Origin of the sequence: Pseudomonas sp. NFIX49 (assembly GCF_900115915.1) — a bacterium.
GTDB classification, from domain to species: Bacteria; Pseudomonadota; Gammaproteobacteria; order Pseudomonadales; family Pseudomonadaceae; genus Aquipseudomonas; species Aquipseudomonas pharyngis.
The window spans coordinates 757,794-779,351 of record NZ_FOYE01000002.1 but is presented as its reverse complement, the minus strand read 5'-3'; the positions used below and the strand labels follow the sequence as shown (position 1 = coordinate 779,351).

The window sequence follows — 21,558 nt, the reverse complement described above, 5'->3', positions numbered from 1 at the left end:
CATGAATCTCAGCAGTACCATCAAGTCTATCCAGGACATCATGCGTAAGGACGACGGCGTTGACGGCGACGCCCAGCGCTTGGGTCAGATTACATGGATGCTATTTCTTAAAGTCTTCGATCAGCGCGAAGAAGAGTGGGAGGACGATAACGGCCAATACCTATCTCCTATTCCCGAGCGTTTCCGCTGGCGCAATTGGGCCAAATACCTGCCTGATGCTGATGGAAAGAAAAAACCGCAAATTGCGGGCAGTGAGCTAATCGCATTCGTTAACAACGAATTGTTTCCAGCCCTCAAAGACCAAATCGACGCGGGCAAAAGTCCGCAGCATAAAGTCATCAAGCAGGTATTTGAAGACGCTAACAATTACATGAAATCCGGCCCGCAGATGTTGGCCGTTATCGAGAAGCTCGAAGACGCCATCAACTTCCACGATTTCAAAACTCGTGCCAATTTGGGCGATGTCTATGAACAAATGCTCAATGATCTACGCGGGGCAGGCAACGCGGGCGAGTTCTACACCCCGCGCGCTATCACCGCGTTCATGGTCGATCGCGTCAACCCGCGTCTGGACAAGCGCGAAACGATTATGGATCCGGCCTGCGGCACCGGCGGCTTCTTGACCGCCGCCATCGACCACTTCCGCAAGCAGCTCACCACAAAATCCAGCCCCGAAGACAAACGTGCAATTGAAGAGTTGATCCACGGTATCGAGAAAAAGCAATTACCCCACCTGTTATGCACCACTAACATGCTGCTGCACGGTATCGATGTACCAAGCCAGATCGAGCACCGAAACACGCTGGGGATTGGCTGGAACGAATGGAACGCCAACGACAAGCTTGATTGCATCATCACCAACCCTCCATTCGGTGGTTATGAGGATGACGGTGTTGGCAGCGACTACCCGGCCGACCTGCGCACCCGCGAAACGGCAGATATGTTCATGGCGCTGATAATCAAGAAGCTGCTGAAAGAAAACGGCCGTGCCGCAGTGGTGTTACCCGATGGACTTCTGTTTGGTGATGGCATCAAAGGCACGCTGAAAAAACTGCTGCTGCGCGACTGCAAACTGCATACGATTATTCGCCTGCCCAAAGGCGTTTTTGCACCCTACACGACCATCAAAACCAACCTGCTTTTCTTCACCAAGGGCGCCATTGTTGACGATGGCACCGAACACTTCCACACCGACACCATTTGGTTCTACGAGCACCCCTACCCAGCGGGCTATAAGAGCTATTCCAAAACCAAGCCGATCCGCCTCGAAGAATTCAAACCTGAGCAGGAATGGTGGGGCACAGAAGCCAACGACTTTGCCGATCGGGTGGAAAACGAATTTGCCTGGAAGGTGGATTTCAAAACCAAACGCGAGCAGGCCGAGGCCGCAGCAGAACCACACTGGCAACGCGCAGAAGAATTGAACAACCAGGTTGCAGCTCTGGAAGGCGAAGCTAGCGACCTACGCAAGAGCCTGGTCGGTACTACGGATGTATTCTACCGCGAAAAAATCGACGTCCAAATTACCGAGCTGCGTGCCAAGGCCGAGCTGCTGCGTCTGCAAGCGCGTGATGCGCAGACGGCGGGTGACCGCATCTATTGGCCGATCTTTAATCTCGATATCAAGAACCCCAACGCGCCGGAAGAAGAAACCCACGACCCCGACCTGCTGCTTGAAAAATATAAAAAGCTACTTGGCGAAATTGAAGAAACTGAAAACCAGCTCAAGAGCGAACTCGCTGCCGCGCTAGCACATCACTTTGTCGACGAGGAAGTCTGATGGAAGCGCAGCAATTTTTGGCGGAGTTTGGATATATTTCGAATGCTCTTGGCGGGATTGGTAAGCTACGCGAACTGGTCATCCAATTGGCCATTTCAGGCCGACTTGTAGAGCGTATTGAATCGGAAGCACCTGTTTCACAAGCAATTGAAGCAGCCGCAGATCTACGTAGAACGTATGAAGCTGACCTTGGCCTGCGAGCAACCCGAATGCAACCGCCATTGCGTTTACGGCCATTTTCGGTGCCAGGTCATTGGCAATGGACGCGCCTCGAACAAATCTGTCTCTACATTCAACGAGGCAAGGGCCCTAAGTACGCGGACAATAGTTCGACTCACGTAATCTCACAAAAATGTGTGCAATGGTCTGGCTTTGATTTGTCTTCCGCGCGCTTTGTGGCCGACGAATCATTGAATTCTTATGGCAAAGAGCGATTTCTTTGCACAGGTGATTTGTTGTGGAATTCGACGGGTACAGGTACCGCTGGTCGTGTAGCAATTTACCAGCCTGAAGAGAACATCACGGCTGTAGCGGATTCACACATTACAGTTGTTCGCCTAGCCAACTGCTCCCCACGTTACCTGTGGTGCGTGATCGCTTCGCCTTGGGTGCAATCACGTATTGAACCGTCACATTCTGATTCACTGGTGTCAGGTACCACACAGCAGGTGGAATTGAATACGAGTACTGCGCGGGCGCTCCCCATTCCACTTCCTCCAATCGAAGAACAATCCCGCATCGTCGATAAAGTCGATGAGCTGATGGCCTTGTGCGACAAGTTGGAAGAGCGGCAGAAAGTCCGCCGCAAACTGCAAAACAACCTGCGCCAATCAACGTTGGAAGCAGTTGCCGGCGCCACCAGCCCGCACGAACTAAAAACTACGTGGAGTCGCCTGGCTGACAGCTTTGGGTGGCTGTTTCATGTGCCAGCAGATGTAGAGGCATTTAAAGGTCTTATTCTGGATTTGGCTGTATCAGGTCACTTATCGGATATTGAGCAACGTCACGCTTCGACAGGTGCTGAACTAATCGATGCGATTGCAGCGCGTCGTATTGCTTGGTCAAAGGAATGCGTAGGTCAAGAGCAAAAAGAAGCATTGGCGATGCTGAAGAAGCTTCGCACTCAGCAAGTGAACGTTCCCGAAGCTCCTTTACCCGAACACTGGATCTGGGCTTCGTTATTGCAAGTTTCACAAGCAGTGGTTGATTGTCACAACAAAACAGCACCATACGTCAGCCACGGTATTCATCTGATTCGCACCACTGATATTCGCAACGGTCGAATGGATCTTGCCAATACGCGAAAGATTTCAGAGGAAACTTATGCCTACTGGGCGAGACGTATGCCGCCTAAATCTGGAGATATTTTTTTCACTCGAGAAGCGCCTATGGGCGAAGCTGCCATCGTTCCCGAAGGCGAAAAGGTATGCCTCGGACAGCGCTCGATGTTGATACGTCTGTTTCCAGAATTGCTCAGTAATCGCTATCTACTTTACGTCATCCAAAGCCCAAGCTTTCAGAGCCGAATGGTTGAAGCAGCGATTGGCATGACGGTAAAACACCTTCGCGTCGGTGGCGTTGAAGATTTGGTTGTGCCAGTCCCACCGAAACCTGAACAAGATCGTGTGGTCGCCATCATTGACGCACTTTTTCATGTGTGCGATCGATTTGAGGGGCAGCTGTCTAATAAGCAGCGTACCGCGACGAATCTTGCATCCAGTGCGGTTGCCGATCTCACCGGCATTGCCATCGAACAAGAAGAGCAATCCATGAAAGTCCCACATACTGAACTAATTGCTTCACTACGTTTGGGCACAGCGCCAGGCATCAAAGCCCAAGCACCATTGGCCACTATTCTAGCCCGTCATAATGGAGAGATGAGCGCCAAGGACTTATGGCAGCGCTTCGGGGGTGAAATCGACGCATTTTACGCTCAATTAAAAAGCGAAGTGGAGCACGGTTGGATTTTGGAACCTGCTGTAGCAGAAATGCGCGAAAAGCAGCCCGACATGGTGAGTGCCTGATATGCAACTGCAGCGCATCCGCATTCCTGCTTTCCGCAACCTACGCGATCTCGACATCGTCTTCGATGTGCACTTGCCGCTTGCTGCGGACGAGCCTGCGGGTGCACCACCCAAGCCAATTCGTAGTCATGCGCTGATCGGTCAGAACGGCACCGGCAAGTCTAACCTGATCGAATCACTGATCACGATCTTTCGAGACGTCGATCTGGACCGCGAAGCGGCTTTCGATTACACGTTGGAATACAGCATCCGCGGCTACGCGGTGCGCATTGAGGCTGACATAGCTAAACAGCGGCGCCCCTTTGTATGGGTGGACGACAAAGCTGAAACGCAGGGCTATTTGCTGAAAAATCGCGAGCTATTGCCCGCGCATATCTTTGCCTACTACTCGGGCCGAAACGAGCGCATCGAGACTTTGTTTCAGGAGCACCAGCGCCGATTCAATCAGCGTCAGGAAATCACCACTGATGAAGTGCTTTCGGAGCAGTTGCTCGATAACTTCACTGGCTCCGAGTCTGATATTCGTGCCGTAGAAGAGGCCAAGCGCCGACGCGATTCGAGGCTGAAGCAAGCGGGCGACGACCGCCTGCGACGCCTGTTCTATTGCCGTGGTGGGCACAGCCAGTTGGTATTGCTAGCGTGTTTGTTGTCGGACGACCCGGTGTTTCAGAAAGTGCTGAAGAATCTTCACATCGAATCACTGGAATCTGCATTGTTTGTGTTGAAAGAACCACACCGCCTGCGTGAGAAACGCCGTGGCGGCAAGTTCGACGAGCAGGAACTGAACGAGGGCGATCCGCGTTTCTGGTATGCCCGTGGCAATGTGGTGAGTGAGTTTCTCGATAAGCTTTGGCAAGTAGCTTGGGCGCCGATCGAGCAGGAGGCCACCAAGCAGATCGACTTCCGTGGCCGCAACGAGAAACAGAAGCAGCTTTATTTGTTCGTGCCGAGTCAGCACAAGCTCAAACAACTGGGTGAGTTGGTGGGCGGTACTGACAGCTTCTTCCGTTATGCCGAAGGCGCTTACATCGGCGATTTGATCGATGAAGTGCGCATCACCGTCAAAAAGCGCGACGAGCACGGTGGAAAGGTGAGCTTCACTCAGCTTTCCGAAGGCGAGCTGCAGATGCTCACTGTACTAGGGTTGATGCGCATCACCCGGGAAAATCACTGCCTGTTCCTACTGGACGAACCAGATACTCACTTGAACCCAATCTGGAAGCTTCGCTACTTTGACGACATTGAGGGTGTGCTGACATCAGATGATGAATTGTTTGCGCAGGGTCAATCGCAAATCCTCATCACCACCCACGACCCGATGATGGTCGGCAGTCTCAAACGCGAGCAGGTTCACATCCTACGCCGCAATGGCAATCGCACGGTGGTGGATATCCCTGATGAACACCCACAGGGCATGGGTGTGACCGGGCTGCTCAAAAGCGAACTATTTGGTTTGTCGTCCACGTTGGACATCGAAACCGAGCGCCGCCTATTCCGGCGTAATGAGTTGTTCGTGAAGTTGCCACGGACCTCTGATGAAGAGGCTGAGTTGAGTCGGTTGTCCGCCGAACTGGCCGACTTGGGCTTTTCAACGGCTGATTTCCGTGATCCGGATTACGCGCTGTTCGTTCGGAAGATGGCGCAGCACCGTCGCTTCCGGAAACCGGTGCTGACTCCGGAAGAGCAAGCTGAGCAAGACGTGATTGCAGATTCGATCATTGACGAGATTTTGCGTGAGGAGGCCGCCCAATGATTTGGATCGACCTCAGGAGTAAATTGCCTACTGCCAGCATACCCAATTGGGACCCAACCGCGACAACTCAGCAGTGGGTTCCCTGGACACAGGCTAGGTGGAGCGCATGGTTAGCCAAGTCCGATCAATTGGTTGCTGAATTAGAGGCTCTACATTCGGTAGGTAACCGCGAGGCCAGAAATGCTCTGATAGATGCCAATAGTGCTCACTGGGGGGCATTGAAAGACTGGCTGTTGGCTTTGTCAGCTGGTAAATGCTGGTTCTCGGAAGTCCGTGAATTGTATTCGCACTATGACGTCGAGCACTTTCGCCCTAAAAAGGAGGCTAAGGCGCTAGATACCACCGTGCGTGATGGCTATTGGTGGCTGGCATTCGACTACATGAACTTCCGTGCCTGCGGTAATGTGGGGAACCGCAAAAAGGGTGGCTGGTTTCCGCTAAGGGATGGATCCCTTTGTTCATCGTTCGCTGATCCATGTGAGGAGTCGGAAACACGCTATCTCCTCGATCCTATTGATGACGACGATGTGGATCTGATCGCTTTCGATGAAGAGGGAAAAGTTATCCCTATGCCTGGTTCATCCGAGTGGGATCAAAAGCGTGTTCAAGAAACCGTTAGTCGTCTAAAGCTTAATGAACACGTGCCTTTGGCTGAGGAGCGTAGAAAAATTTGGCAGAGAGTGGATGCGCTAATTGAAGATTTCAGAGTCGCCAAAGCACGCTGTGGTGGCAATAATCCAGCTGCCAAAGCAAAGCTATCAGAAGTGCGCGCTAGGATTCGAGAAATGACCAGCCGCACTGCTGAATTATCGGCCGTCGCTCGCTGGTGCGTACTTTTTCGAAACGAACCGCTTCTTACTAAGCTATTGAGTTAGATATGCGCCGGCTCTAGTTGGATGTTGATATACAGTGGTCAACTAATCCCGAACACGACGTTAAGCTTTTCCTCGGCCCGCGCTGGTGCCAACCCCTCGTTGGATTGGAGAGGCCGAATCCAGTTGTAGCGATGCATCAAAAAGTGGCTGATATCGCGCTGTGCTTCCTGCGCAGTTCGATAGCCGCTGTTTTCAAGCTGCGAAATACGCGCTCCATCGGTGCGTTATTCCAGCTGTTTCCTCGTCGACTCATGCTCTGGCGCAGGCGGTATCGCCACAACCGCTGGCGAAAGAGTCGGCTTGCATATTGCGATTCCTGGTCCGAGTGGAATAGCAGATCCGAAGGCCTGCCGCGCTGCTAGTAGGCCATATCCAACGCTATGATCACCAGCTCAACGTCTGGCTTTTCCAACAGCGCCTAACCCACGATTCGACGCGTGCAAAGATCCAAGACGACAGCCAGGTAATGCCACTTTCCTTGCGCCCCAATGTAGGTGCTATCGCCGCACCAGACTTGATTGGGCGCTGGTACATCGAACTCGCGGTTCAATGTGCTCGGGGATATCGAGTCTTTCTACTGTTGCTCGTTTGTAGGTGTGAGAGCCGGGTTATTTGCAACTAAATCAAGCTCGCGCATCAAGCTGCGCACTTTGAATCGACCAAGGTGCTCACCGTCTTCACGCATCAACGACAAGATGTTGCGACTGCACGCAGCGCTTGGGCTTAGCGAGAACAGTTCACTGACGCTGCTACGCATCGAAGTCGTTCTACATCGGGCGTGCGGCGTCGCAGGCGCTGGGCGTAGTAACACGAGCGGGTGACGGCAAACACCCTTGCACAGCCAATCAACCGGCTCGTGGGCGCTCAACTGGTCAATCAGCGCGAACGCTCGTGATCTTCCGACATCAAGAGCGCGGTAGCCTTTTTTAGTATTGATTTCTCTTGCTGAAGCCGATCAATCCGGGCTTCCAGCTCCTGAATCTTTGCTGTTCCGGGGGCAGCGCCTTGCTCTGCGGGGTGACACCGTTATGTTCTTTCTGAATCTGGTCAACCCAGCGGCGCAATGCCGATTCACCAATGCCGAGTGAACGGCTAGCTTCGACGTAGCTGTAGTTTTGTCTGAGCACAAGGTCGGCAGCCTCGCGCTTGAATTCAGGAGTAAAGGAGCGGCGTTGTTTGGTCATCTGACATTTCTATCTGGCGAGCATTCTCGCCTAAATGGGTGTCCGGTTTCATTAGACCGCTACAACTTGGTCTCTGGCTTCTACTGTCCGTTTTCGAGCTTGAGCCATGCTCACCTCTGGAAAGGTGCCAAGCCCCATGTTGATCGTTTTTGGTTACTGGGTGAATGTAGTTGAAATTCCACAGCTTTGTGCCGTTGGCCCGCACCCTCATCTGAAGGCCGTTGCCATCATTGAGGATGTAGTCTTTTTCCTTCAGTTTCGCTGCTTTAACTTTGACGTCTGAAAGTCGCGTGGCTTGGGCACCCATGGTGAACCCCGATGGAGTGTGTATTCCAACAAATTACCAATCGTGGGCTTGGAATAACACGTGGAATACATGAAATGTAGGATGAGCTCAGATACCATCGGACCCCGTTGGACCTTAAACCCGTGTCATCACTGGATTTCAGGCACAAAAAAAGACGTCCAAGGACGTCTTTTTTGTCTATTTGGTGGAGCCGGGGGGATTTGAACCCCCGTCCGCCAGTACTCCGCTGTCGGTACTACATGCGTAGCCGTGTCTATTAAGTTAACCCTCAGCGACCCGACGGGCAGGGTGCTTTGGGCGAGTTGTGTAAGTTTTAGCCGCTTCGTCCACAACGTACTGCACGGCGATTCTGTTCTATATGACAATCATTTTGGGTTTACAGACATCCCCTGATGATTGCTGGACCCGAAGGTACCAGGAGTGCATGTCAGCTGCAATTAAGCAGCGAGAGCAGCACCGTATTGGTCGTCATTGGCAACTATAAGTAGTTGCAACAGTGGATTTACGACTTCTGTTACCAAGTCGGCATGCACCTAGAGTTTCGCAACCGGCGTCGAATCCTAAACGGCCCCGAGCCTGGCGCTCTGTGTGGCTTATGAGCAACAAGCCTGCGCAGTGTACGCCAAACGGCTCACAAGGCCAACCCGAAGGTTGGCCTGAGCTTCGATCAGTTGTTGGTTCCGCTGGTTTTGCGGATTTCCAGAATGGTTTGCTGGGTTTCAGCCACGCATTCGTCGATCTTGCCCTGAGCCTTGAGTGCCTGGGCCTTCTGCACACTGGCTTCTACCCGTTGATTCAGGTCGGGTGAGGCCATTGCCTGCGCCTTGGCGTTGTTGATGGTTTGCAGATTGGCATCACACAGGTCAGCGGGCTTGTCGGCAGCGAACGAAGCCGACGCCATCATCGAGGCAGTAACGAACAGACCTAACAGTACAGAACGTTTCATATGAATCTCCTTGAACTGAGGGATCCAGACTTCGCTGGCCGTCAGGACGGGCAACCGAATGGAGGACAAGCCCCGATTGTTCGGGGCCTGTTCTGTGGACTGCGGTCGCTCACAAGGGTTCTATTTTTCTTCAGAGGGCGGTTGCGGGGGCTTTGGCTTGGGTCACCCGGTCCACCAGATACACCAGACCGTGGTAGTCGATTCCACCGTGTTGCGTCAGACCGATCTCACAGGTGCGGCTGGTGGAAATCCCCTCGCTGCACTGTTGCACCGCATCCTTGAGCGTTCTCAGTGAGTGGCTGTTGAGCTCCGGCGTGGTGAAACCCTTGTCGCCGGCGAAACCGCAGCAGTGAATGCCTTCCGGGATCACTACCGTCTTGCTGCATTGGCGCGCCAGTTCGATCAACGCCTGGCTTTCCCCAAGGTGCTGAGTGCTGCAGGTCACGTGAACGGCAATCGGTGCTTCCTGCGGGGTGAAGTCGAGACGATCCATCAGATGCGTACGGATGAAGCGCACAGGGTCATACAGATCCAGGCGAACATTTCCCACATCCTGCACCAGCCGCAGCGTGCAGGGGCTGGTGTCGCAATAGATCGGATCGAGCCCGCCGCGACTGGCCTGGAGCAGCGCGCCGATCAGCTCCTGACGCTTGTGTTCGGCCTGTTCGGCATAGCCTTTGGACGCGAAGGGTTGGCCGCAGCAGAGGTTGTCCAGATTGTCCGGGAACACCACTTGATACCCGGCCTTTTCCAGCAGACCACGGGTTTTGTCGTACAGCGACATCTGCTCCTTGTCGCCCGCCGCCGGCCCCATCACCCGCGAGACGCAGGCTGGCAGATACACAACGCGCGGGCGTTCGTCCGACACGGCCGGGCTGAAGCGAATGGCTTTTTCCGGCTGCGGCATCGCGCTGGTCCACAGCGGCACCTGACCTTTGGACAGTCGCGTCAGGGTGGCCGAAAGCTTCGCCAGGCGCGGTGCACCCAACAATATCCGCGCACCGTTGGCCACGTGCAGGGTGAAACGCGCACCCTGCAGGGTGGTGGCGAAATTTCCTTCGATCAAGTTGGCGGTTTTCGTATGTGTGGCGTGACGGCCGCGCAGCTTTTTCACCAGCTCGCCGGTGTTAATACCTACGGGGCAACGTTGCGCACACAAACCGGTCGCGGCGCAGGTATCGATGCCTTGGTACTCGTAGGCTTTTTCCAGTTCGGTGGTGTCGATTCCGGCGCGCTTTCGCGCCTGGATATCGCGCCAGATCACGATGCGCTGGCGCGGACTCAGGGTCAGGCCCTTGGAAGGGCAGACCGGCTCGCAGAAACCGCACTCGATGCATTTATCCACAATCTCGTCAGCCGCCGGCAGCGGTTTCAGATGCTTGAGGTGGATCTGCGGATCTTCGCTCAGCACCACGTCCGGATTGAGAATGCCGTTGGGGTCGAGCAGGCGTTTGAGCTGCCACATCAATTGATAGGCGTCACTGCCCCATTCCAGTTCGACGAAGGGCGCCATGTTGCGCCCGGTGCCGTGCTCGGCCTTCAGCGAACCACCGAACTCCACGGCCACCAGTTGCGCCACGTCGTCCATGAACGCCTGATAGCGTGCGACTTCTTCCGGGCTGTTGAAGCCTTGGGTGAAGACAAAGTGCAGATTGCCTTCCAGCGCGTGTCCGAAAAGGATCGCTTCGTCGTAGGAATGTTTGTCGAACAGCTCGATCAGACGGTTCACGCCGATCGCCAGTTGTTCCACCGGGAAGGTCACGTCTTCGATGATCACCGTGGTGCCGGTTTTGCGCACCGCGCCAACGGCAGGGAAGGTGTCCTTGCGGATCGCCCAGAGGCGGGCGTTTTCGACCGGGTCTTCGGTGAAATCGACCTGCTTTTCCACCGGGAAGCCATTGAGCGACGCCATGATCTGCGCCAGTTGTTCCTGCAGCAAAGTGGAAGAAGCTGCGCGGGATTCGATCAACAGCGCGCAGGCATTGTTCGACAGCTGCTGTACGAAAGCCGGCATCCCGGGTTTGTCCTGCACCGAGCGCAGGCTGCGGCGGTCGAGCAGTTCCACGGCCGACACCGGTTGGCTTTTCAGTACGGTGACGGCGTTGCAGCAGGTTTCCACATCCGGGAATACGATCAGCGCCGAGGCCTTGTTCGGATGGTCGATCACCGTGTCGTAAGTCACGGCGCTGATGAAACCGAGGGTGCCTTCGGAACCGACCAGCAAGTGGCTCAAGATATCCACAGGCTCATCGAAATCCACCAGGGCGTTGAGCGACAGGCCGGTGGTATTTTTCAGACGGTATTTGTGGCGGATTCGCGCGGCGAGTTCGGCATTGGCGCGGGTTTCGCGGCCCAAGCTCGCCAGACGTTCCAGCAAGTCACCGTGGCTGACTCGAAACGCCTCGACGCTGGCGGCATCTTCGGTGTCGAGTCGCGTGCCGTCGGCCAGCACCAGACGAATCCCGGCCAGCGTGTGATAGGTGTTTTGCGCGGTGCCGCAGCACATGCCGCTGGCGTTGTTGGCGACGATGCCGCCGATCTTGCAGGCGTTGATGGACGCCGGATCCGGACCAATCTTGCGACCGAATGGAGCGAGCCACGCGTTGGCCTGGGCACCGATCACCCCCGGTTGCAGGCGGATTTGTGTGCCCTGGCCTCGGATTTCGCGAGCGTTCCAGTTATCTCCAAGCACGATCAGCACCGAATCGCTGATCGCCTGTCCGGACAGGCTGGTGCCGGCGGCGCGGAAGGTCACCGGGACCTGATCGCGCTGGGCCAGTTTCAGCAGCGCTACCACTTCATCTTCGGATTCGACGCGGATCACCAGTTGCGGAATCAACCGGTAGAAGCTGGCATCGGTGCCGAAAGCCAGGGTCGACAGCGGATCGTCGAAACGCCGTTCAGCCGGAATCAGCTGCTGCGCATCGCGCAGGAAAGTCGCCGGTAAGGTCATTGGTCCTCCAGGATCAACACCACCAGATCTTTCGGGCCGTGGGCGCCGTAAGCCAGGACTTGTTCGATGTCGGCGGTTTTCGAGGGGCCGGACACCAGCAGCGCGTTGGTCGGCATGCCTTGGGCCCACTCGAATTCCTGCTGCACCTGATAGAAGTTGTCGCGGATCTGGCTGGCCTTGAGCAGGGCGAAATGCACTGGCGGTACCAGGCTCATCAGCCGCGGTTCTTCGCGGGTCGGCCAGAGAATGAGGCTGCCGGTGGCGGCGATGGCGCCGAGGGTGCCGGTGAGGCTGGCCGGGGTGTCGTTGAACAACTCGGCTTTCCATTCCTCCATCGGCCGGTCGTAGGATTTCAGCGCCGGCAGATCAGGATTGTTCGCCCAGTGTTGTGTGATGCGCTGCCCGTGAGGCGTAGTCGGTGCGATCAGCAGGCTCGGCAACTGACGGTCGCGCAGCAATTGCGCCAGCAGCGCCGGCCAGCCATCAGCGGATGTCAGGTGGATTTCGGTGTGCACCGCTTCCATCAGTTTGCGCAGTTGCGGGATCCGTTGTTCGGCACTGTAGGTGTAGGGCTGGGTCACCAGATCGACGTCAAAGTTGTCGGCAATCGGTGTGGTGCCGGTCAGACTCTTCCGTAACTTGCCGAGGATGTTTTGTTTGGCGCTCATCAACGGTCTCCTCGTTTTGCCAGGTGTTCGCGAGCCATGTCATGCAGTGAGCGGGCGGCGGGTTTCGGTGCGCTGTGGTTCTGCGTCCACGGCCCGACATTGTTCGGCGCCATGGCGCGCAGGCGTGTGGCGAAAAACGCAAACAGTCGATACAGGGTCGGCGAGCTGTTGAGCTTCGCCCAGGCATTCCAGATGAAGCGTTCCTTGCGCGAATATTTGCTGCCCTGACCGCGCATTACTTGATTAGGACTGTCGGGGGCTTTGACGTTTTCTTCGCGTAGGCGGCGCAGCAGTGCGGGGATCGGAATTTTTACCGGACACACTTCACCGCAGGCGCCACACAACGAAGAGGCGCTCGGGTGATCCGGGACTTTCGCCAGGCCGACCATGTGCGGGGTGATGATTTTGCCGATCGGGCCGGGGTAAACCTCGCCGTAGGTATGGCCGCCGACGCGGGTGTAGACCGGGCAATGATTCATGCAAGCGCCGCAGCGGATGCAGTTCAGGGTCTGGCGCAGTTCGCTGTCGGCGAAGGCCTGGCTGCGACCGTTGTCGAGCAGCACCAGATGCACTTCCTGCGGGCCGTCGAGTTCATGTTCCTTGCGCGGGCCGGAGATCATGTTGACGTAGGTGGTGATCGGAATGCCCAGCGCCGAGCGGGTCAGCAATGACAGCAGCGGCACCACGTCGCGCAGGTTTTCCACGACTTTTTCGATGCCGGTGACGGCGATGTGCACCGGTGGCACGGTGGTGGTCATGCGGCCGTTGCCTTCGTTTTCCACCAGCAGCAGGGTGCCGGTTTCGGCCACGGCGAAGTTGACGCCGGAGACGCCGATGTCCGCTTCGAAGAATTTCTGCCGCAGGACCCTGCGACCGATCTGAATGAGTTGGTCAACGTCCTTGGTGTATTCCACGCCAAGTTTGTCGTGGAACAAGGACGCGACCTGACCGGCATTCTTGTGGATTGCCGGCATGATTATGTGTGAAGGCTTCTCGTGGTCGAGCTGGACGATGTACTCCCCCATGTCGGACTCCAGACATTCAATGTCCCGAGCCTCGAGGAAATGGTTCATCTCCATCTCTTCGCTGACCATCGATTTGCCCTTGATCACTTGCCGCGCCTCGTGAGCGCGGATGATCGAAAGGACGATGCCATTGGCCTCGTCCACCGTTTCCGCCCAGTGCACTGTCACACCGTTGCGGGTCAGGTTCTGTTCCAGTTGCTCGAGCAGGTCGGGCAACTTGGAGAGCGCACGCGCCCTGATCGAGTTGCCCAGGGCGCGCAAGTGTTCTCTTTCGTGGGCATCGCTGAAAGCCGCTGCCCGTTTGGTCATCAGTGAATCCATCGCAGTGCGGAAGTTGTTCCGTAACTGCGAATCGCCCAAGGCGTTGTGTGCCCGGGTGCGGAAGTCTTCTTCTACGGCAACCGTAGGAATAATCGTGGAAGTGCTCATCGCGCACCTCCGGTTCGTTGCCAGAGGAAGCTCGCCAGGTGTTGCCCGCGCAGCGCTTCCTGCTGTTTTTCCAGCGAGCCGTTGATGTTCATCAGGCAGCCGCAGTCGGCACTGAGTACCTGATGTGCGCCGGATTCCTTCAACGCCCGGGTCTTGTCAGCCACCATCGCGCCGGAAATGTCTGGCATACGGACGCTGAATGTCCCACCGAAGCCACAGCATTCGCTTTCGTGATCGTGGTTGACCCGTTCCACGTTGCTCAACTGCGCCAACAACTCGCGGCCATGCAGGTGGGTGTTCATTTCCCGTCGCGCCGAACACGAGGTGTGCAGCGCCACTTTCACCGGCTCGCCGCTGTCCTTGAGCTGCACCTTGCAGACGAACAGCAGAAACTCGGCCAGCTCATAGGTACGGGCCGCGAGGGCCTGAACCTGTTTCAGCGTTTCCGGCTCGTCCTTGAACAAGTCGGCGTAATGCTCGCGGATCATTCCGGCGCACGAACCCGACGGCACCACCACCGGATAGTCCCCGGCAAACAGCGCCAGTTGCGAGCGCGCCACCGTCCGTGCCTGCTCGGTGTAACCCGAGGTGTAGGCCGGTTGTCCGCAGCAGCTCTGCCCTTGCGGGTAGTCGACCCGGATGCCTTCGCGCTCCAGCAAGTGGATCGCGTCCATCCCGGCTTCCGGGTAGAACAGGTCGACCACGCACGTACCGAACAGGTAGACCCGCGACGGTTTCTCGCTCGGGTATTGCCGGGGTTCGGGCAGTGGCGGTGCGACGCGAGTGGCGTTGGGCACAGCGTTGTAAAAAAGCTCGCTCATCAGGCGTGTCTCCGGGTGGGCCCGGTTATCCGTCTGTTGAGGCTGCCGAATATAGAGCGCATTGCTTTCAGCAGCCTTACAGACCGGGTTGTGAGTTGCTGACGCCGGAATCACGGACCGGCGTCGGTTATTTCCATGTCGCTTGTAGTCTTAATGCACCAGCATGCCGGTGAACCAGTAGGCCTGAGCCAAAGTGATGAGGCCGACAATCGTTGCAAAGAATAGGCTGTGCTTGAGGGTGAAGCGGAACAGATCGGATTCCTTGCCCACCAGGCCGGTTGCTGCGCAGGCCACGGCGATCGATTGTGGCGAGATCATCTTGCCGGTCACGCCGCCGCTGGTATTGGCGGCCACCAGCAGGGTGTCGTTGACCCCGATCTGGTGCGCGGTGGTCGCTTGCAGCGAACTGAACAGGGCGTTGGACGAAGTATCGGAACCGGTGAGGAACACGCCGAGCCAGCCGAGGAATGGCGAGAAGAACGGGAATGCCGCGCCGGTTGCCGCCAACACCAAGGCCATGGTCGAGGACATGCCGGAATAGTTGGTGACGAAGGCAAACGCCAGCACCATGCCGATCGACAGGATCGGCCAGCGCAGTTCGTAGAAAGTCTCTTTCAAAGTGGTCAGACCAGTTTTGAAGTTGATCTTCAGCACCAGCATCGAGATCAGCGCGGAGAAGAAAATCGCCGTGCCGGTCGCGGAAATCGGGTCGAGTTTGAACACGGCTGGGATCGCGGTCGGGGCGGCAACGATCGGTGCAGTCTTGATGACCAGTTGATCAAGGTGCGGAATCGCGAAGTTGAACACCCAGGCGTACATCGAGCCGCCGGCGGCGAACATGGCTTTGAAAGGCTTGAGGGTCCAGATGGTCACCAGCACGGTGAGGATCAGGAACGGCGACCACGCCTTGACAATTTCCCCAAGGCTGTAAGGCGAAGCGACGGTGGTGCGCTTCTGGCCGAAACCGCCGACGCTGGCGGTGACCACCGAAGCGGATACGGCGCCGACGATGTGCTGGCCGGCGGCACGTTTCGGTTGCCAGACCTTCAGGAACAGGGTCAGCGAAATCAGACTGGCCAGGGCCGACGTGATGTCCGGCAGCTCCGGGCCGATGAAATTCGAAGTGAAGTATTGGGTGACAGCGAAGCTCAGGCCGGCAACCAGTGCGGCTGGCCAGGTTTCACGCACACCGCGCAGGCCGTCCATCATGAACACCAGCCAGAACGGCACGAACAGCGACAGCAGCGGCAACTGGCGACCGGTCATGGCGCCAATCTTGAACGCGTCGATGCCGGTGACTTGCCCGGCCACGATGATCGGAATCCCCAGCGCGCCGAACGCTACCGGTGCGGTGTTGGCAATCAGGCACATGCCGGCGGCGTACAGCGGGTTGAAGCCCAGTCCCACCAGCAGCGCAGCGGTAATCGCCACCGGCGCGCCGAAACCGGCGGCACCTTCGAGGAATGCACCGAAGCAGAAACCGATCAACAGCACCTGCAGGCGTTGGTCGTCAGTGATCGACAGCACCGAGCTGCGGATGACCTCGAACTGACCGCTCTTGACCGTCAGTTTGTACAGGAACACCGCCGCCACAATGATCCAGGCAATCGGCCACAGACCATAGGCGAAGCCATATCCGGCAGCGGCGAACGCCATGTCGACCGGCATCTGGAACGCAAAGATCGCCACGGCGATGGCCAGGGCGAGCGTGATGCTGCCGGCCACATGACCTTTGAGGCGGAACACCGCCAGGGCGAGGAAGAAGAAAACGATGGGGATGACGGCCGCGAGTGCGGACACGCCGAGACTGCCGAGCGGGCTGTAGAGCTGTTGCCAGGTTTGCATATGGGGTGGCCCCTAATTGTTGTTGGTCAGGCACTGTCAGCTTACTTGGTTAATTGGTAAGACCAATTTACAAGTGCTGTCGGCTAGGGTAAAAGCCTTGATGTCGGTGTGTCAATTTGCCGCCCTAAAACTTTTGTCGAACAACCGGACGGCGAGTCGGATTGCACCGGTTGAATTGGCGTCATCTGGCAGGTGTCGGCGCAGCGCCGATAGGCCAGAATAGAGAGCCCGGCGAGCGGTCGGGATGGTGGAGAGTTGAGTGATGGGGTTTGATCAGATACGTCAGCGCCGTTTGTCTGACGACATTGTCGAGCGACTGGAAGGGATGATTCTCGAGGGCACGCTGAAGTCCGGCGAGCGTCTGCCGGCCGAGCGGACTCTGGCGGAACAGTTCGGCGTTTCTCGGCCCTCTTTGCGCGAGGCGATTCAGAAGCTTGCGGCCAAGGGGTTGCTGGTCAGCAAGCAGGGCGGCGGCAACTATGTCGTGGAAAGCCTCGGTTCGACGTTCAGCGATCCGCTGCTGCAACTGCTGGAAAGCAATCCTGAGGCGCAACGTGATCTGCTGGAATTTCGCCACACGCTGGAGGCATCGTGCGCCTATTACGCGGCATTGCGCGCCACGGATGTGGACCGCGAACGGCTGACGGCGGCGTTTGAAGAGTTACAGGACTGCTATTCGCGTCACGATGAAGTGAGCCGGGCGGAAGAGGGCGCGGCGGATGCGAAATTCCACCTGGCGATTGCCGAAGCCAGTCATAACGCGGTGTTGCTGCACACCATTCGCGGGCTGTTCGATCTGCTCAAGCGCAACGTGGTGACCAACATCGGTGGCATGTACAAGCAGCGCACGGAAACCCGCGACATGCTGATCACACAGCATCGGGAATTGTATCTGGCGATTATCGAGGGGCGCGCGGAACAGGCGCGTGAGGTCTCCAGCCGACACATTCTGTATGTGCAGGAAGTGCTGGAAGAAGTGCGGCAGGAAGTGCAGCGCATGGCTCGCGCCGAGCGACGCAAAGGGATGTAAAAAAGACCGCTCCCGTGCCAGGCGCGGGAACGGTCATTCAGGCAGAAGAATCAGTCTTCCTTGCCCTTGTTGCGCACCGCACGCTGCAACTCGCGACCGGCGTCGCGTTCGCGTTCGGTATCGCGCTTGTCGTATTCCTTCTTGCCCTTACCGAGAGCGATCTCGCACTTGACCATGTGCTTGCTCCAGTACCAGGACAGGCACACGCAGGCGTAACCCTTCTGCTGCACGGCGGCGGCGAGCTTGTCCAGCTCGCGGCGGTTGAGCAGCAGCTTGCGGGTGCGCACCGGGTCAGCGATGACATGGGTGCTGGCGGTCATCAGAGGCGTGATATGGCTGCCAAGCAGCCAGGCTTCGCCATCCTTGAGCAGCACGTAACTGTCGACCAGTTGCAGCTTGCTTGCCCGCAGACTTTTTACTTCCCAGCCGGCCAGGACCAGACCAGCCTCGAACTTGTGCTCGATGAAGTAATCGTGTCGCGCCTTTTTGTTTTGCGCGATGGTCCCTGTTGGGTGTTTCTTCTGTTTAGCCATAGGGGCGGCATTATATGGAGATAAACGGCTGTCGGCTACGGTGATGCTGCGTGCTTGAGCAGGTTGAGTGAATCCCGGACAATGCGGCCTCTTTTTCTAACGCTTGGGCGTGATAAACGATGTCGACAGACAAGGTTTCTGTCCACGGCAGTTGGGCTAGCCGCTGGGTTTTCATATTCGCCGCGACCGGTTCGGCCGTGGGATTGGGCAGCATCTGGAAATTCCCCTACATGGTCGGGGTCTACGGTGGCGGTGCCTTCGTGCTGATGTTTCTGGCATGTATCGCGCTGATCGGCATCCCGGTAATGCTCGCCGAAACCCTGATCGGCCGCCGTGCCCGCCAGAGTCCGGCGAATGCCCTGAAGGTGCTGGCGCGTGAAGCCGGGCACTCGGGCAAGTGGTCGTGGGGCGCGTTCGCCGGGATGATCACGGCGCTGCTGATCCTGTCTTTCTACAGTGTGGTCGGCGGCTGGTCGCTGGATTACATCATTGATATGGGGCGCGGAGACTTCCAGGGCGCGACGGCTGATCAGGTCGGGGCGTACTTCGGGAATGTCATCGCCGACCCGTGGCGTATCACGCTGTGGCACACGGTTTTCATGCTGTTGTCGGCGGTGGTGATCGCCAAGGGCGTGGTTGCCGGGCTCGAGCGCAGCCTGCGGATCATGATGCCGCTGCTGTTCGTGATGGTGCTGGTGCTGCTGGGTTACAGCATGACCACCGGGCATTTCATGGAAGGCGTGCATTTCATGTTCGACTTCCACCCGGAAAAAGTCCTCGACGGCTTGCTGCCGGCCATGGGGCACGCGTTCTTCTCCCTGAGCGTGGGCGTGGGCTCGATCATGATCTATGGCGCCTACATGACCAAGGAAGCCTCGCTGTCGGGCACGGTCGTCGGTGTGGCGCTGCTCGATACCTTTGTTTCGCTGGTGGCTGGTCTGGCCTTGTTTCCGATTGTGTTCGCCGGTGGTTTGAACCCGAGCGAAGGCCCGGGGCTGATGTTTGTCAGCCTGCCATTTGCTTTCGGTAACGTGCTGTTCGGCCAGTTGATGGGCGTGGTGTTCTTCGTTCTGGTGGCCATTGCGGCCTGGAGCTCGGCGATTTCCCTGCTGGAGCCAATGGTCGCCTATCTGGTCGAGCGGACTAAAATCAGCCGTGCCTGGGTGACATTCTGGTTGGCGTTCACCTGCTGGTTCGTTGGCCTGGGCACGGTGTTTTCCTTCAATATCTGGAAGGAAGCCAAATTTTTCGTGAACGATGGTGGGGTGTTCCATCTCTACCAGTGGGGTGCGGCAGGTGGCCTGGACTTCTTTGGCGTGATCGACTTCTTCACCTCGCGCATCATGTTGCCGCTCGGTGGGCTGTGCTTTGTGCTGTTTGCCGGTTGGGTGATGGGGCGTGAGGCGGTACGTGATGAATTGTCGATTCGCAGCCCGGCGCTGTTCGCCCTGTCTCTGTTTTTGATGCGCTATGTGGCGCCCATCGGCATTCTTGTAGTGTTTGCCGCCCAGCTCTGGAAGTGACGCTTACATGACGACACATATTCAACGATCGGCGCTGCTGCCTTATCCGGCGCAATTTCTCTACGACCTCGTCAATGACGTGGCACGTTACCCGGAATTTCTGCCGTGGTGCTCGTCTGCTGAAGTCCTGGAAAGCTCGCCTGAGCACATGCGCGCCAGTGTCGGCGTGGCCAAGGGCGGCCTCAGTCAGCACTTCGTGACACGCAATACGCTGGTGCCGGGGCAGTCGATCGAGATGAACCTGGAGGAGGGACCGTTCAATCAGCTGCACGGCGTCTGGGTGTTCAAGGCGCTGAACGAGAAGGCCTGCAAGATCAGTCTGGATCTGTCCTTCGACTACGCCGGGCCGCTGGTCCGCGCGACGCTCGGTCCTTTGTTCAATCAGGCAGCCAATACATTGGTGGACGCGTTCTGCCAGCGCGCCAAGCAGATGCATGGTTGAGCCGGTGATCGAAGTCGAAGTGGTGTATGCGGCGGTTGATCGTCAGGTTTTGCGTGTAATCAGTGTTGCTGAGGGTACGACGGTGCGTGCGGCGCTGATGGCGTCCGGGATTGATGCTGAATTTTCGGAGCTGGATCTGAAGAGCTGTCCTTTGGGGATCTTCGGCAAAGTGATTGCTGATCCGGATGCTCGACGGGTTCAGGAGGGCGATCGCATCGAGATCTATCGGCCACTGTTGGCAGATCCGAAAGAGGTGCGTCGTCTTCGTGCCGCCAAGGCTGCCGAAGCCAAGGCGCGAAATCAGTAGGCTGGCCAAGCGGCAGGTAATAAAAAACCCGGAATTTCCGGGTTTTTTATTGCGTCGCAATTTATTGCGGCGAGGTGTCCAGCGGTTCTGGCGTTGGAACCGGAACGGTTTCCACACCATCGACGTCCTTCTGGATCTGATCCAGCAAGGAGCCAGGCTTGGCCGGTTTTTCCGGTTTCGGCTGCTCGGCGTTTTCAGCAGGAGCGGTCACGCTGGTGCCGCTGTCCTTGCCGAGAATCGCTTCATCACGGCTGACGCCCGGCATGAAGTCGCCGGACAGGCTGACGAGGCGGTCATTCGAGTCGAAAATGACACTCATGCGTTCCTGTTGGCGCTCACCGCCACCAGGTTGCAGGCTGTACAGATAATCCCAGCGGTTGGCGTGGAACGTGTCGGCAAGCAGAGGGTTGCCCATGATAAACCGTACTTGCGGCCGGGTCATTCCCGGGCGTAACTGGTCTATCATGTCCTGCGTGACGACATTGCCCTGCTGGATGTCGATTTTGTAAACCCCGGGGAATGAACAACCGGCGAGTGCGAGCAGTCCCACAAAGGTGAAACTGGTTAGCAAGAGCTTGGTGTTTTGCATCGGTGGGCGACTTCCACTATCTTGGCTGGGACAACGTAAACGCCGATCATACCCGCATTAAGAGAAGCTGCGAAGCAGCATCGCGAGAAAGCTGACCATGGTTGAAAATAGCGAACTACGCAAAGCCGGCCTCAAAGTGACCCTGCCACGGGTCAAGATCCTGCAAATGCTCGACTCTACAGAGCAGCGTCACATGAGTGCCGAGGACGTCTACAAGGCGTTGATGGAAGCTGGCGAGGACGTCGGTCTGGCCACGGTCTACCGTGTTCTGACCCAGTTCGAAGCGGCTGGCCTCGTGGTCCGTCACAACTTCGACGGCGGCCACGCGGTATTCGAATTGGCCGACGGTGGCCACCACGACCATATGGTTAACGTGGAGTCGGGCGAAGTCATCGAATTCTTCGACGAAGAAATCGAAAAACTTCAGAAGGCGATCGTCGAGAAGCACGGTTACGAGATGGTTGATCACAATCTCGTACTGTACGTACGCAACAAAAAGTAAGCATGTCGCGCGAATTTCAGGT

Annotated in this window: 18 protein-coding genes, 1 other RNA gene and 1 pseudogene; 9 read left to right on the top strand and 11 right to left on the bottom strand. The window is 57.1% G+C overall.

The features are described 5' to 3' along the window. Position 1: 1 nt before the first annotated feature. Genes BMZ46_RS08040 through BMZ46_RS08025 form a run of 4 tightly spaced genes read left to right on the top strand, consistent with a single transcriptional unit; the run spans position 2 to position 6,432 of the window. Positions 2-1,780, top strand: coding sequence for a class I SAM-dependent DNA methyltransferase (locus BMZ46_RS08040; RefSeq protein ID WP_074691936.1), 1,779 nt, complete (start codon positions 2-4; stop codon positions 1,778-1,780). Then, positions 1,780-3,804 carry a restriction endonuclease subunit S gene (locus BMZ46_RS08035; RefSeq protein WP_074691933.1) on the top strand — a complete coding sequence of 675 codons (2,025 nt, stop codon included), beginning with the start codon at positions 1,780-1,782 and terminating at the stop codon, positions 3,802-3,804. The genes BMZ46_RS08040 and BMZ46_RS08035 overlap by 1 nt, the downstream gene beginning before the upstream one ends. A gap of 1 nt (position 3,805) precedes the next feature. After that, a complete protein-coding gene (locus BMZ46_RS08030) occupies positions 3,806-5,557 on the top strand; it encodes an AAA family ATPase (protein WP_074691930.1) in 1,752 nt (583 codons plus the stop codon). After that, entirely contained in the window at positions 5,554-6,432 is an 879-nt protein-coding gene (locus tag BMZ46_RS08025) for an HNH endonuclease family protein (protein ID WP_074691927.1), read from the top strand. Before BMZ46_RS08030 ends, BMZ46_RS08025 begins: the two co-directional genes overlap by 4 nt. Before the next feature lie 38 nt (positions 6,433-6,470). Here BMZ46_RS08025 and BMZ46_RS08020 read toward each other — a convergent pair. The 9 genes and pseudogenes from BMZ46_RS08020 to BMZ46_RS07980 form a co-directional block, all read right to left on the bottom strand. Then, positions 6,471-7,616, bottom strand: a pseudogene (locus BMZ46_RS08020) (IS3 family transposase). Then, a complete protein-coding gene (locus tag BMZ46_RS08015) occupies positions 7,585-7,923 on the bottom strand; it encodes an integrase arm-type DNA-binding domain-containing protein (protein WP_170844892.1) in 339 nt (112 codons plus the stop codon). Before BMZ46_RS08015 ends, BMZ46_RS08020 begins: the two are co-directional and overlap by 32 nt. Positions 7,924-8,105: 182 nt before the next feature. Continuing rightward, positions 8,106-8,495: a transfer-messenger RNA gene (ssrA, locus tag BMZ46_RS08010) on the bottom strand. Positions 8,496-8,590: 95 nt separating this feature from the next. Further along, a complete protein-coding gene (locus BMZ46_RS08005; protein ID WP_007953788.1) occupies positions 8,591-8,869 on the bottom strand; it encodes a hypothetical protein in 279 nt (92 codons plus the stop codon). 130 nt (positions 8,870-8,999) lie between these two features. Continuing rightward, positions 9,000-11,822, bottom strand: coding sequence for an FAD-binding and (Fe-S)-binding domain-containing protein (locus BMZ46_RS08000; RefSeq protein ID WP_074691924.1), 2,823 nt, complete (start codon positions 11,820-11,822; stop codon positions 9,000-9,002). Then, complete coding sequence (locus BMZ46_RS07995) at positions 11,819-12,490, bottom strand: LutC/YkgG family protein (RefSeq protein ID WP_011332385.1); 672 nt, start codon at positions 12,488-12,490, stop codon at positions 11,819-11,821. The genes BMZ46_RS08000 and BMZ46_RS07995 overlap by 4 nt, the downstream gene beginning before the upstream one ends. Then, positions 12,490-13,944 (bottom strand): LutB/LldF family L-lactate oxidation iron-sulfur protein, encoded by a 1,455-nt coding sequence (locus BMZ46_RS07990; RefSeq protein ID WP_074691922.1) that lies wholly within the window; start codon positions 13,942-13,944, stop codon positions 12,490-12,492. Before BMZ46_RS07990 ends, BMZ46_RS07995 begins: the two co-directional genes overlap by 1 nt. Further along, positions 13,941-14,765: a (Fe-S)-binding protein gene (locus tag BMZ46_RS07985; protein WP_039769136.1), complete on the bottom strand. Its 825-nt coding sequence runs from the start codon at positions 14,763-14,765 to the stop codon at positions 13,941-13,943. The genes BMZ46_RS07990 and BMZ46_RS07985 overlap by 4 nt, the downstream gene beginning before the upstream one ends. Positions 14,766-14,915: 150 nt before the next feature. After that, complete coding sequence (locus BMZ46_RS07980) at positions 14,916-16,610, bottom strand: lactate permease LctP family transporter (protein ID WP_074691919.1); 1,695 nt, start codon at positions 16,608-16,610, stop codon at positions 14,916-14,918. 262 nt (positions 16,611-16,872) lie between these two features. Here BMZ46_RS07980 and BMZ46_RS07975 point away from each other — a divergent pair, with 262 nt between their 5' ends. Then, on the top strand, positions 16,873-17,640 hold the full coding sequence (locus tag BMZ46_RS07975; protein ID WP_039769141.1) for an FCD domain-containing protein: 768 nt from the start codon (positions 16,873-16,875) through the stop codon (positions 17,638-17,640). A gap of 50 nt (positions 17,641-17,690) precedes the next feature. Here BMZ46_RS07975 and smpB read toward each other — a convergent pair whose 3' ends face one another. After that, complete coding sequence (smpB, locus tag BMZ46_RS07970) at positions 17,691-18,173, bottom strand: SsrA-binding protein SmpB (RefSeq protein WP_007953781.1); 483 nt, start codon at positions 18,171-18,173, stop codon at positions 17,691-17,693. Positions 18,174-18,292: 119 nt separating this feature from the next. Here smpB and BMZ46_RS07965 point away from each other — a divergent pair, with 119 nt between their 5' ends. Genes BMZ46_RS07965 through BMZ46_RS07955 form a run of 3 tightly spaced genes read left to right on the top strand, consistent with a single transcriptional unit; the run spans position 18,293 to position 20,445 of the window. Beyond that, entirely contained in the window at positions 18,293-19,696 is a 1,404-nt protein-coding gene (locus tag BMZ46_RS07965; protein ID WP_039769144.1) for a sodium-dependent transporter, read from the top strand. Between the two features lie 7 nt (positions 19,697-19,703). Continuing rightward, entirely contained in the window at positions 19,704-20,138 is a 435-nt protein-coding gene (locus BMZ46_RS07960; RefSeq protein WP_003221509.1) for a type II toxin-antitoxin system RatA family toxin, read from the top strand. Continuing rightward, positions 20,131-20,445: an RnfH family protein gene (locus BMZ46_RS07955; RefSeq protein ID WP_074691917.1), complete on the top strand. Its 315-nt coding sequence runs from the start codon at positions 20,131-20,133 to the stop codon at positions 20,443-20,445. The genes BMZ46_RS07960 and BMZ46_RS07955 overlap by 8 nt, the downstream gene beginning before the upstream one ends. Before the next feature lie 61 nt (positions 20,446-20,506). On the opposite strand, the gene BMZ46_RS07950 is transcribed toward BMZ46_RS07955, so the two are convergent. Continuing rightward, on the bottom strand, positions 20,507-21,034 hold the full coding sequence (locus tag BMZ46_RS07950; RefSeq protein ID WP_074691914.1) for an outer membrane protein assembly factor BamE: 528 nt from the start codon (positions 21,032-21,034) through the stop codon (positions 20,507-20,509). 97 nt (positions 21,035-21,131) lie between these two features. Here BMZ46_RS07950 and fur point away from each other — a divergent pair, with 97 nt between their 5' ends. Next, positions 21,132-21,536: a ferric iron uptake transcriptional regulator gene (fur, locus tag BMZ46_RS07945; RefSeq protein WP_039769149.1), complete on the top strand. Its 405-nt coding sequence runs from the start codon at positions 21,132-21,134 to the stop codon at positions 21,534-21,536. Positions 21,537-21,558: the final 22 nt, after the last annotated feature.

Bases quoted from the DNA above. Each gene is read 5' to 3' on its own strand.
- BMZ46_RS07990 (WP_074691922.1), bottom strand. From the start codon at position 13,944: ATGAGCACTTCCACGATTATTCCTACGGTTGCCGTAGAAGAAGACTTC.
- BMZ46_RS08030 (WP_074691930.1), top strand. From the start codon at position 3,806: ATGCAACTGCAGCGCATCCGCATTCCTGCTTTCCGCAACCTACGCGAT.
- BMZ46_RS08035 (WP_074691933.1), top strand. From the start codon at position 1,780: ATGGAAGCGCAGCAATTTTTGGCGGAGTTTGGATATATTTCGAATGCT.
- BMZ46_RS07950 (WP_074691914.1), bottom strand. From the start codon at position 21,034: ATGCAAAACACCAAGCTCTTGCTAACCAGTTTCACCTTTGTGGGACTG.
- BMZ46_RS08025 (WP_074691927.1), top strand. From the start codon at position 5,554: ATGATTTGGATCGACCTCAGGAGTAAATTGCCTACTGCCAGCATACCC.
- BMZ46_RS07975 (WP_039769141.1), top strand. From the start codon at position 16,873: ATGGGGTTTGATCAGATACGTCAGCGCCGTTTGTCTGACGACATTGTC.
- BMZ46_RS08040 (WP_074691936.1), top strand. From the start codon at position 2: ATGAATCTCAGCAGTACCATCAAGTCTATCCAGGACATCATGCGTAAG.
- fur (WP_039769149.1), top strand. From the start codon at position 21,132: ATGGTTGAAAATAGCGAACTACGCAAAGCCGGCCTCAAAGTGACCCTG.
- BMZ46_RS07960 (WP_003221509.1), top strand. From the start codon at position 19,704: ATGACGACACATATTCAACGATCGGCGCTGCTGCCTTATCCGGCGCAA.
- BMZ46_RS07995 (WP_011332385.1), bottom strand. From the start codon at position 12,490: ATGAGCGCCAAACAAAACATCCTCGGCAAGTTACGGAAGAGTCTGACC.
- BMZ46_RS07955 (WP_074691917.1), top strand. From the start codon at position 20,131: ATGGTTGAGCCGGTGATCGAAGTCGAAGTGGTGTATGCGGCGGTTGAT.
- BMZ46_RS07980 (WP_074691919.1), bottom strand. From the start codon at position 16,610: ATGCAAACCTGGCAACAGCTCTACAGCCCGCTCGGCAGTCTCGGCGTG.
- BMZ46_RS07985 (WP_039769136.1), bottom strand. From the start codon at position 14,765: ATGAGCGAGCTTTTTTACAACGCTGTGCCCAACGCCACTCGCGTCGCA.
- BMZ46_RS07965 (WP_039769144.1), top strand. From the start codon at position 18,293: ATGTCGACAGACAAGGTTTCTGTCCACGGCAGTTGGGCTAGCCGCTGG.
- smpB (WP_007953781.1), bottom strand. From the start codon at position 18,173: ATGGCTAAACAGAAGAAACACCCAACAGGGACCATCGCGCAAAACAAA.
- BMZ46_RS08000 (WP_074691924.1), bottom strand. From the start codon at position 11,822: ATGACCTTACCGGCGACTTTCCTGCGCGATGCGCAGCAGCTGATTCCG.
- BMZ46_RS08005 (WP_007953788.1), bottom strand. From the start codon at position 8,869: ATGAAACGTTCTGTACTGTTAGGTCTGTTCGTTACTGCCTCGATGATG.
- BMZ46_RS08015 (WP_170844892.1), bottom strand. From the start codon at position 7,923: ATGGGTGCCCAAGCCACGCGACTTTCAGACGTCAAAGTTAAAGCAGCG.